General features: G+C 69.5%; 8 protein-coding genes. 3 read left to right on the forward strand and 5 right to left on the reverse strand.

Annotation, left to right across the window (positions count from 1 at the left end; all coding sequences use genetic code 11):
- From D7W81_RS08535 to aspS, 5 genes are all read right to left on the reverse strand, one after another.
- Complete coding sequence (locus tag D7W81_RS08535; protein ID WP_147445386.1) at positions 1 to 888, reverse strand: hypothetical protein; 888 nt, start codon at positions 886 to 888, stop codon at positions 1 to 3.
- Complete coding sequence (locus D7W81_RS08540; RefSeq protein ID WP_244227063.1) at positions 885 to 1,673, reverse strand: cupin-like domain-containing protein; 789 nt, start codon at positions 1,671 to 1,673, stop codon at positions 885 to 887. Before D7W81_RS08540 ends, D7W81_RS08535 begins: the two co-directional genes overlap by 4 nt.
- Positions 1,674 to 2,179: 506 nt before the next feature.
- Entirely contained in the window at positions 2,180 to 3,169 is a 990-nt protein-coding gene (locus D7W81_RS08545) for a cupin-like domain-containing protein (protein WP_120554836.1), read from the reverse strand.
- Positions 3,170 to 3,227: 58 nt separating this feature from the next.
- Positions 3,228 to 4,505 (reverse strand): carbohydrate porin, encoded by a 1,278-nt coding sequence (locus D7W81_RS08550; RefSeq protein ID WP_120554837.1) that lies wholly within the window; start codon positions 4,503 to 4,505, stop codon positions 3,228 to 3,230.
- A gap of 158 nt (positions 4,506 to 4,663) precedes the next feature.
- Positions 4,664 to 6,481 carry an aspartate--tRNA ligase gene (gene aspS, locus D7W81_RS08555; RefSeq protein WP_120554838.1) on the reverse strand — a complete coding sequence of 606 codons (1,818 nt, stop codon included), beginning with the start codon at positions 6,479 to 6,481 and terminating at the stop codon, positions 4,664 to 4,666.
- 190 nt (positions 6,482 to 6,671) lie between these two features.
- Between aspS and D7W81_RS08560 the strand changes: the two genes are divergently transcribed.
- Genes D7W81_RS08560 through D7W81_RS08570 form a run of 3 tightly spaced genes read left to right on the forward strand, consistent with a single transcriptional unit; the run spans position 6,672 to position 9,814 of the window.
- Positions 6,672 to 7,712, forward strand: coding sequence for a hypothetical protein (locus D7W81_RS08560; protein ID WP_120554839.1), 1,041 nt, complete (start codon positions 6,672 to 6,674; stop codon positions 7,710 to 7,712).
- Between the two features lie 24 nt (positions 7,713 to 7,736).
- Entirely contained in the window at positions 7,737 to 9,032 is a 1,296-nt protein-coding gene (locus D7W81_RS08565) for a hypothetical protein (RefSeq protein ID WP_120554840.1), read from the forward strand.
- Positions 9,033 to 9,043: 11 nt separating this feature from the next.
- Complete coding sequence (locus D7W81_RS08570; protein WP_120554841.1) at positions 9,044 to 9,814, forward strand: hypothetical protein; 771 nt, start codon at positions 9,044 to 9,046, stop codon at positions 9,812 to 9,814.
- The last annotated feature ends 32 nt before the right edge of the window (positions 9,815 to 9,846 follow it).

Consider the following 9,846-nt stretch of genomic DNA (forward strand, 5'->3'; position numbering starts at 1 on the left):
TCAGTCCCGTGGAGGCAGGGGCGACGGTTGGGGCTCCGCGTCCGCGTCCCAGGTCACGTTCGCTTCCGGCAGCGCGAAGGCCTCGAACGAAACGGCGAGGCCACCCCCTGGCGCGCTGAAGCCGTACCACCACCCCACCGGCAGCAGCACCCACTCTCCAGGCGCCAGCGTCACGTCCAGGCGCAACGGTGCGTCGCCCTCCGACGCCGAAGTCACCCGCCGCAGCTCGAAGGCCGGAACGAGCTGGAGCCGCCGCTCCCCGTGCACCTGCCCCAGCAGCACGTTGCGGCGCGCCGCGCGCAGGGGAACCTCCGCCCCGGGCGGCTCCCACCACAGCCGGGGCTCGCACGCGCGCGCGTCCTCCGCCGTGAAGCCCCGGAGCGTCGTCAGCCCCCGCGTCAGCGACTCCAGCCGAGGGTCCTCGAACAGCGGCACGCAGCACGCGTGTCCCGCCTCCCGCGCGCCCAGGAGCGCGGCCACGTTCGCGGGGCTCCAGGTGCTCGGCTCCAGCGACGCACTCCACCCTTCCCGCAGCACCACCGGCAGGTTGTCGAAATAGTAGCGCTCGAAGAACGCTGAGGGCGTCAGCGCTTCGTGCCGGTCCACGCGCGGAGGTCCTTCCGTCTGCTGGAACAGCTCCGAGTACACGTCCAGCAGCCCCTCCAGCTTGCGCTGCATGCCCACCGCGCGCAGGGCTCCCTTGACGAAGGGCTCCTCCTGCTCCGCCTCCACCGCCCGCCGCGCCTGCTCCGCGGCCACCCCGGCCTTCTCCAGCGACGCCACCAGCTCCTTCGGCGGCGCACCGCGCACCAGGTTCTCCACCAGCCACCGCCGCCACTCGGGCGTCAGCGGCGAAGGCCCTGTCTCCACTTCGAGCGGCGATCTCATCGGTGTTCCTCCGGAGGCGTGGCGCCCAGCCAGCCGTCCCGCCAGCAGGTGTTCAATCCAGGCGTCTGCTCGAAGCTCACGAACGTCACCGACAGGCTCGGGTCCAACGCCCGCAGCGCATGCCACCACCCCACCGGGATGAAGAGCGTGTCCCCCGGCCCTACCTCCACCGTGTGCAACGCCACCCGGGCGAAGTCCGGGAAGCGCTCCAGGTCCGGCGCCAGCACGTCCACCGCGCTGTAGAAGCCGCGCACGTTGGACATCCACGGCGTCTCCCACGACGGCGCCAGCCACACCTGCTTGCGTCCCCACACCTGGCAGAACAGGACGTTGAGGTGATCATGGTGCAGGTTGGACAGCGTCCCCGCCGGCCCCAGCCACAGGTGCACGCGGTCGGGCTCGCTCAGGTCCGGCTGGATGTAACCCTCCGGCGCGCGCAGGTCCTCCAGCAGCGGACGGAACGCGTCGCGCAACAGCAGGCTGTTCCGAGCCACCAGATACATGTCGTTCGCCGGCGCACCGTCGAAGCGTGCCAGCAGCTCGCGCAGCGGCACGTCCCGGCGCAGGCGGTCCGCATGGAGATCCGGCAGCGCCTGGGCATCGCGCCCCGCCATCACCTCCACCGTCTCGTCACCGAAACGCTCGGCCATCCACGCGGGGGTCCACCGCGTCCGCGCGGGCCAGTCCTCCATCAACCCCTCAATCACAACCGGCCGGTTGCGCCGGTAGTACTCATTGAAGAATTCCGCTGGAGCCAGCCGTGACCGCCGCTCCACGCGCGGCACCGGCAATGTCTGTCGTCGCAACGCCGACCGCGTCTGGAGCAACGATTCAAGCAATCCAAGACGTGTCGTGAATTCACGTCCCCGTCCCACCGCGGGATGTGCCTCCGCGGCCTGAATCGTTTCCCAGACAACCTCTGGAGCCACTCCCGCCGCCTCCAACCGGGCCCCGAGGCTCTTGGAAGGCACGCCACGCGCAAGGTTCTGCGCGAGCCACGTTCTCCATTCAAGGGGGAGGGAAGACGTCATCGCCAGCCCTCTTGTATCGGGCTGAACCTTTTGGGTCGTCCACATCCACCACGAGCGGACTCCATGATGCCTCCCGAGAACTCATACAAAATCGTCCCGAATCCCAATCCCCCGGTTGCCCCCGAGCAGGAAGACCTCCGCCGGAGGCGGGCTCCGGAGCCTCCCGCGCCCACACCACCGCCCACCACACCGCCCCTTCCTGAAACGCCGAAGGGCGAAAACCTCAACGGTTGACGCAAGGCATTGCGCCGGGGCACACCTCAACCCGAGGTGTGCCACCGCATGTTGCCGCCCGGCACGTCCAGCGACTGGAACGTCAATGACACGCTCACGTCCAGCGCGAACACCTGGTGCCACCAGCCCACGGGAATGAAGAGCATTTCGCCAGGGCCCACCACCACCTCGTGCACGTGCGCCCTGGCGAAGTCCGGGAAGCGCTCCAGGTCCGGCGCCGCCGCGTCCACCGCGCTCCACACGTGCTCGCGGTTGTACACGCGCGGCGTCTCGAAGGATGGAATCAGCCAGAAGCGTTTGCGCCCGTGGACCTGGCAGAACAGCACCGAGTCCACGTCATGGTGCAGCGCCGTGCGCGTGCCCGCGGGCCCCACCCAGAGCTTGATGCCTCCGTGCTGCCGCGTCGGGTACACGAAGCCCGGGGCCGGCCGCAGGTCCTCCAACAGCCCGCGCAGCTCCGGCCGCTCCAGCGCGAAGTTGCGCGCGGTGAGGTACAGGTCGTTGGAGGGCCCGCCCTGCGCCAGCCGCTGGAGGAAGTCCCCCAGCCGCATCACCGTGCGGCACGCGTCCGGTGACGTGTCATGGTCCGCGCGGGTTTCGCGGCCCGCCATGACCTCCACCGCCACGTCGCCGTAATCGCGCGCCAGCGCCTCCGGCCGCCAGCGCTCCAGCAGCGGCCAGCCCTCCAGGAAGTCCTCCAGGACGACGGGCCGGTGCGCGCGGTAGTAGCGCGCCTGGAACTCCTCCGCGGACACGCCCCGCCGCCGCTCCACTTCCCGGCGCGCCTGAGCATGCAGCGACGCGCGCACGTCCATCAGCGACCCCACCTCCGCCGCCAGCGCCACGTGCGGCCCGGCGGCCTCCACCGCCGGGTGCCGCCCGGCGCGAGCCACCTCCGAACGGGCTTCCTCCGGGGCCACTCCTCCGGAGACCAGTGCCCGGGCCAGTGCCTCCGCCGGCACGCCACGCAGCAGGTTCTCCGACAGCCACGCATCCCACGAGGGTGACAAGGCCATGGCCCCACTCTAGGCCACCCGCGGAGCGGCACGGAAAGGGGCCGCTCTCCCACATGCCCTACAGGGTTAGTGCCCCCTTGAGACCCAGGATGAGGATGTCGCGCGCGGTCACGTCACCGCCGGGGCGGATGTATTGGAAGTTGGGCCGCAGCACGAGCCACGGCGTCGCATGGAGGCTGTAGTACAGCTCGCCCAGGTACTCCGAGCGGGGCACGGGCGTGCTGGGGTCCTGTGCCCGCTTCAGCCGCTGCGCGTGGACGTAGCGCCCGTTGGAGCGCGTGGTGCCCAGCGCGAAGCCCACGTCGTCATCCGCCCGGCCCAGGACGCCCGTGTACCCCAGGCCCACCGTGTACTGGCCGTCCTGCGTGGAGGTGTTCCGGTCCGGATGCGCCAGGCGCACGAACAGGTTGAGGCCCTGCGCCACGTTCTCCGCGCCCGCCACGTGCGTGAGCTGCTGGCGCGCGACGAGGTACAGGCCATAGCGCCCTTCGTGCTCCACATCCTGCAGCAGCACGTCCGGCGCGTTGGACGTGTCGTACCAGGCGCCCAGCTTGTAGAGCCCCTCCAGCCGCCCGCCCCGGAACTTAGGGTTCCATCCCAGCTCCAGGGGCAGCATCACGCCCGTCGCCCCGCTGAAGCGCCCCAGGTAGAAGGCCTCCTCCAGGTTGCGCGGGTTCACCTCGTACGCGGCCAGCTGCACGTAGGCCACCTTCGCCACGTCCACGCGCAGCCGCGTGCCCCACTGGCTCACCGGCCAGTTGAACCAGTAGTTGCCCACGATGTTGCCGGGCTGCGCGCCGCAGAAGGTCAGGTTCTGGAAGTCGCAGGGGAAGTCCGCCGAGTCCTCGCCCATGGTGACGCGGCCCAGCTTCAGGTGCACCCGCCCGCCCCAGAAGACCTGGTCGTACCAGAGCTGCGTGAGCCGCCCGACGTTGCCGCGCCCGTACACCTCCTGCACCAGCTGGAGGTTCCCCAGCGCCATGTCCGCGTTGAGGTTGTTGCCGTTGCGGTGCGTGAAGGTGAACTGGAAGGTGCCGCCCTTCAGCCCCGCCAGCTTCTCCAGGTCCAGGCCCAGCCCCACGTTGAGCTGGCCCGCCTGACGCAGCGCATGGCCCTTGCCGCCGCGCGCGTTGTAGGCGAGCTCCGTCACGTAGCGGACCTGGAGCGCGACCCCCAGCTCGTGGAGCAGCCCGCGCGCTCCACCCCATTCACCGGTGAGGCCCGGGGGCATCCTCGTCTCGGCGGCGAAGGCCGGCCCCGCGCACAGCAGGGCCCACGCCAGCACGCACGCCCGAAAGCCCCGTCCCCGCATCGCGCCGTCCGCCTCGCTCGCCACGGGCCCTCAATGGCCACGAGCGCCGGGATGTCCAGCCGTGCCGCAGGGCCGTCCGTCGCCTTCCAGCCACTCCCCCGGGCCTGCCGAAGGGCCCGGGGTGTGGCGAGGAACGGAAGCGGCACGCCGGGAGTGTCCTCCACCCGGCGTCGTGATGCCGGCTACTTCTGCGGCAGCGGCACCGTGCGCACGTGCAGGTCGCGCAGCTGCTTCTCGTCCACGTCGCCGGGGGCGCCCGTCATCGTGTCCGTGCCCGTCTTCGTCTTGGGGAACGGAATCACGTCGCGCAGGGACTCCGCGCCGGTCAGCAGCATCACCAGGCGGTCCATGCCCAGCGCGATGCCGCCGTGCGGGGGCGCGCCGTACTTGAGCGCGTCCAGCAGGAAGCCGAACTTCACGCGCGCCTCCTCCTCCTGGATGCCCAGCGCCTTGAACACTTCGCTCTGCACCTTCGGGTCATGCAGACGGATGGAGCCGCCGCCAATCTCGAAGCCGTTGAGCACCACGTCGTAGCGGTGGCACTTCACGCGGCCCGGGTCCGTCCCCAGGTACTGCACGTCCTCGTCGTGCGGACGGGTGAAGGCGTGGTGCGCCGCGGCCCAGGTGTTCGTCTCCTCGTCGAACTCGAAGAGGGGCGGGTTCACCACCCAGAGGAACTTCCACTGGCCGCCGCTGCCGTACTCGGGGATGAGCCCCAGCTTCTTCGCCACGTGCACGCGCAGGTTCGCCATCACCGTGTGCACCAGCGACTCGCGGCCGAACTGGAACAGGATGAGGTCGCCCGTCTTCGCGTTCACGGCCTGGTTGATGGCCTGCCGCAGCGCCGGGGTAATCGTCTTGGACAGCGGGGACTGGGTCCACTCACCGCCCTCGCCCACCTTCGCGCGAGCCAGGCCCTTGGCGCCCGCCTGCTTCGCGAAGTCCTCCAGCTTGTCGCTCTCCGCGCGGGACAGCGCCTTCTCCGCCGGGACGACCATCGCCTTGACGATGCCCTTGTCCTGCACCGCGTCCCACATCATGGGCACGCCGCCCGCGGCGCCGTGCTCGCGGATGACGTCCGTGAGCACCACGTGCTCCAGCCCGAAGCGCAGGTCCGGCTTGTCGTTGCCGTACTTCGCCATGGACTCGTAGAAGTCCATGCGCATGAAGGGCGTCGGGATGTCGATGCCCAGCACCTCGCCCCACAGCTTCTTCAGCAGGCCTTCGATGATGGTGAAGATGTCGTCCTGGTTGACGAAGCTCATCTCCACGTCGATCTGCGTGAACTCCGGCTGCCGGTCCACGCGCAGGTCTTCATCGCGGAAGCACTTCACGATCTGGAAGTACCGGTCGAAGCCCGCCACCATGAAGAGCTGCTTGTAGAGCTGCGGGCTCTCCGCCAGCGCGTAGAACTTGCCCGGGTTCAGGCGGCTGGGGACCAGGAAGTTGCGCGCGCCGCCCGGCGTGTACTTGCCCATGAAGGGCGTCTCCAGCTCCAGGAAGCCGTTGCCCGCCATGTAGGAACGCGCGAGCGTGTTCATCTTCGAGCGCGTCATCAGCGTCTTCTGCAAGGGGCCCCGGCGCAGGTCCAGGTAGCGGTGCGCCAGGCGCTTCTCCTCGGACGTCTCCACGTTGTCCTCGATGAGGAACGGCGTGGGCTCCGAGCGGTTGAAGATGGTCAGGTCCGAGGCCTTCACCTCGATCTCCCCCGTCTTCATCTTCGGGTTCACGTTCTTGCCGCGCGACAGCACCTTGCCCTTGATGCCAATGCAGTACTCCAGGCGCAGGTGCCCGGCCGTCTCATGGGCCTCCTTGCTGTCCGGCTCGAACACCACCTGGGTGAGCCCTTCGCGGTCCCGCAGGTCGATGAACACCGCGCCGCCATGGTCGCGGCGGTTGTGCACCCAGCCGAAGAGGATCACTTCTTCGCCAACGTTCGCGGCCGAGAGCTGACCGCAGGTGTGGGTACGCTTGACCTCGGAAATGAACGGGACCGCCATGGAGACCGCCTGCGTTTGGTTCGGGAAGGAAGGCCGGGCACCATAGCGGATCGTGGAAACGACGCGTCAAGGAATCCATGGCCCGCACACCCCCGCGTTTTCACCCGCTTCTCACTCGGAAGACGGGCGCTTGAGCAGGCAGGCGCGCACGTCCCCGCAACCCCAAAAAGGTTCCCGGGTTGGTGCCTCCATGCTGCTGCTGCTGGCGTTGCTGGGAGCAAGCCCCACCTGGGCGGAGTCCGCGGACAGTGCCATCACGCTCGAGGCGAGCGGCGGCCGCGGCTATGCCCTCTGGAGCCTGCTGGGCGACGTGGGCGTGGGCGAAGCGACCTTCCTCACGCTGGGCTACACCGGCGCCCGGCCGGAGTCCGGTACCGCGGCCACCCACCAGCTCTCCGTGGGCGTGGATCACCTGGCGGGCACGCACTGGCTCCTGTCCGGAGCTGTCAGCCTGGGCCTGTCCAAGGCCTCCGACACGGAGCTCTCCGCGGAGCGCCCCCGCCTCAACGTCCCCGGCCTCACCGCCCGGACGGGCTACGGCAGCCAGGCGGTGCAGCTGGGGGCTGCCTGGGACTCGGCGGGCTTCGACACCTGGGAGTACGGCCTGGACGCGGGCGTGGGCGTCAGCCGCTACCCGCTGCGCCGCCAGCTCTTCACCGTCTCCGGCGGCGCCCCCACGGAGCGCTACGTGCGGGAGGACGTCCTCTGGTCGGCCCGCCCTGTCCTGGGCGCGCGGCTCCTCTGGAAGGGCCGCTGGGAGCTGGGGCTGCGCGGGGGATATGCCTTCTACAGCGAGGACCCGCTCACCGCGGGCCAGTTCACCGACGCGGAGGCGGAAGGCCTGGAGGCCCGGCTCGAGGACCAGGTGGCCGCCCGGAGGGCCCTGGCGCTCCTGCGCCGCCGCCAGCTGCGCGACCTGGGCGCGGCCGTCACGCGGCGCCTGGGGGACGTCAACGCCGGCACCGGCTTCCCCTCCGCCCCGGTCCGCTGGGACGTGAAGCCCTCCCTCTCCTGGCGCCTCTCCCAGGACGTGAGGGGGCAGCTGTCCTACGCCTTCACCCGGTACGTGGCGGGCCAGGGCGTGGCCCACGTGGTGGCCACCCGGTGGACGGTGCGCCTGGGCGACGCGGTGCGGCTGTGGGCCTCCGTGGCCCTCCAGCGGGACGAGCCCGAGGACACCCCGGCGGAAGCCTCCGGCCTGCTCACACTCGGAGGGGAATACACGTTCTGAGCGGTCCGGAGTAAAACGTCCGTCATGCTCCGAACAGTCATTACCGCCGCCGTCGGGCTGACCCTGGCCACGGGCTGCGCGCCAGACAGCGAGGCCCCCGTGAAGGTCTCCGTCCTGTCCCGCTCCAGCAATGGCCAGTACGTCCCCACGCAGGTCGAACTCACCACCATCGAGGACATCGTCGGCCTGAAGGGCTCCGTCGGCGACCTGCAGGGTGGCGCGCGCATCGTCATCGACGCGAATGATCCCGCGCTCCAGAACGCCACGGAGGACACCGTCGCGGACGTGCTGGTGAAGAAGTCCGGCCACGACGTGAAGGCCAGCTACATCACCCAGAAGGACGAGAAGACGGGCGAGGACGTCCTCTGGCCCGCAGACTTCCACTCCTGGAACATGGTGACCTCGTATTACAACCTCGAGCGCGCCAACGAGTACTTCCGCACCGTCGCCAACGTGAAGGTGGCCTCGTTCGACCCCACGCCGACGCTCTACTACTTCCCGGAGTTCATCCAGGCGCAGGTGAGCAAGGAGCCGGCGGAGGACAACGCCATCTTCTACCCGGTGCTCCAGGCCTTCATGGTGCTGCCGTTCGACCGCATCCAACGCGCCCCGCTGCCCCTCAACGCGGCGGTGATGGCGCACGAGTATTCGCACCTCGTGTTCAACCGGCTGGCGTACGCCTCGCAGAACCTGCCCGTGGCGCTGGCCACCTGGGCCTCGCAGTCCTCAAGCCAGGGCGCCAACGTGCTCAAGGCCTTCGACGAGGGCCTGGCGGACTACCACGCCTACGGCGCCACCTGCCGCAGCCCCAGCGGGTGTGATCCGCGCTTCCTCGCGTCCTCCTTCGACGGAGGCCCCTTCACCGGCGTCACCGACGCGCGGGACCTGTCCAACGGCAACCGCTGCATGAGCGCGCTCCTGTACGCGCGCGTGCAGCAGAATGACCTGAACACCTTCTCCGCCGACGGCGCCGAGTACCAGGTGGGCACGCTCCTGGCGACCGCGCTCTACCAGGCGGGCCGCTCCACCGGTCAGGAGGCCCAGCTGCAGCGCGACATCGTCTCCGCGTACTACGACACGGACCCCGCCAAGCCGGGCATCTACCAGTACACCCAGCTGACCTTGGGTGATCAGAACCTGTTCACGCTGGCCGTCCCCGCCGCCGCCATCATCGCGCACATCTCCGACCTGGAGCTGCGCAAGGCCGTCTGCAACGAGTTCATGGACCACCTGCAGATCCCGCGCGCGGACCTCATCGGCGACAACCTCTGCCCGCCCAGCGCCGCGGGCGGCACCACCTGCCCGAGCATCTTCCAGTGAGGCCCGCTCCCTTGAACACCTGGCTCAAGGCCTGCCTCGCCGGCAGCCTGCTCTTCACCCCCACCGCGTTCGCCCAGAGCTCGGACGACGACGACCCCTACGCCTACCCGGAGCAGGAAGCCGAGCGCGCCCAGGAGAAGGCCCAGAAGGACGACGACGACGCCTACGACCGACGCCGCAAGCTGGTGGACGAAACGGACGAGTTCCGCGAAGCCGCCGAGCGGGAGAGCGACGACGGCTTCCAGAGCATGGCCCGCCTGGACGACCCCAGCCTGGGCGTCGCGGTGGAGTTGGTGGGCGGTCTGTTGATGGTGGACAGCGCCCGAGGCAACTTCTCAGACAACAAGCCCGCCGTGGGCGTGCGCGCCACGTATGAATTCGGCCGCGCGCTCAAGACGGAGAATGAGATGTGGCGGCAAGGCTTCATTGCCGACCTGCGCTGGATATACGGCAGCCTCAGTGACGGCACCGATTTCATCAAGGGGGACACGCGGCTTCACTACTTCACGCTCGCGCCTGCTTGGGTGTTCCGCTTCGGCGAGTCGGACTTCGGATTCTTCGTTCAGGCTGGCGGCGGACTCGCCTACCAGAACACCGGCATCACCGTGGGCGAGGAAGAGACCAAGGTGAACGGCCTCAAGCCCGTCCTCCAGTACGGCCTGGGCATCCGAGGCCGTCCCGGCCGTAGCGCGCGATTCATGTTCCGCATTGAGGCCACGGGACTACGCCGCGGTTATGCGAACGACTTCTTCCTGGGCGGAAGCGCCGGCATCGGCTTCTAGCGAGCAACCTCCGACGTCCCCCTCGGCCCCCG

Source organism: Corallococcus aberystwythensis (genome assembly GCF_003612165.1).
In the GTDB taxonomy this organism is placed as follows: domain Bacteria; phylum Myxococcota; class Myxococcia; order Myxococcales; family Myxococcaceae; genus Corallococcus; species Corallococcus aberystwythensis.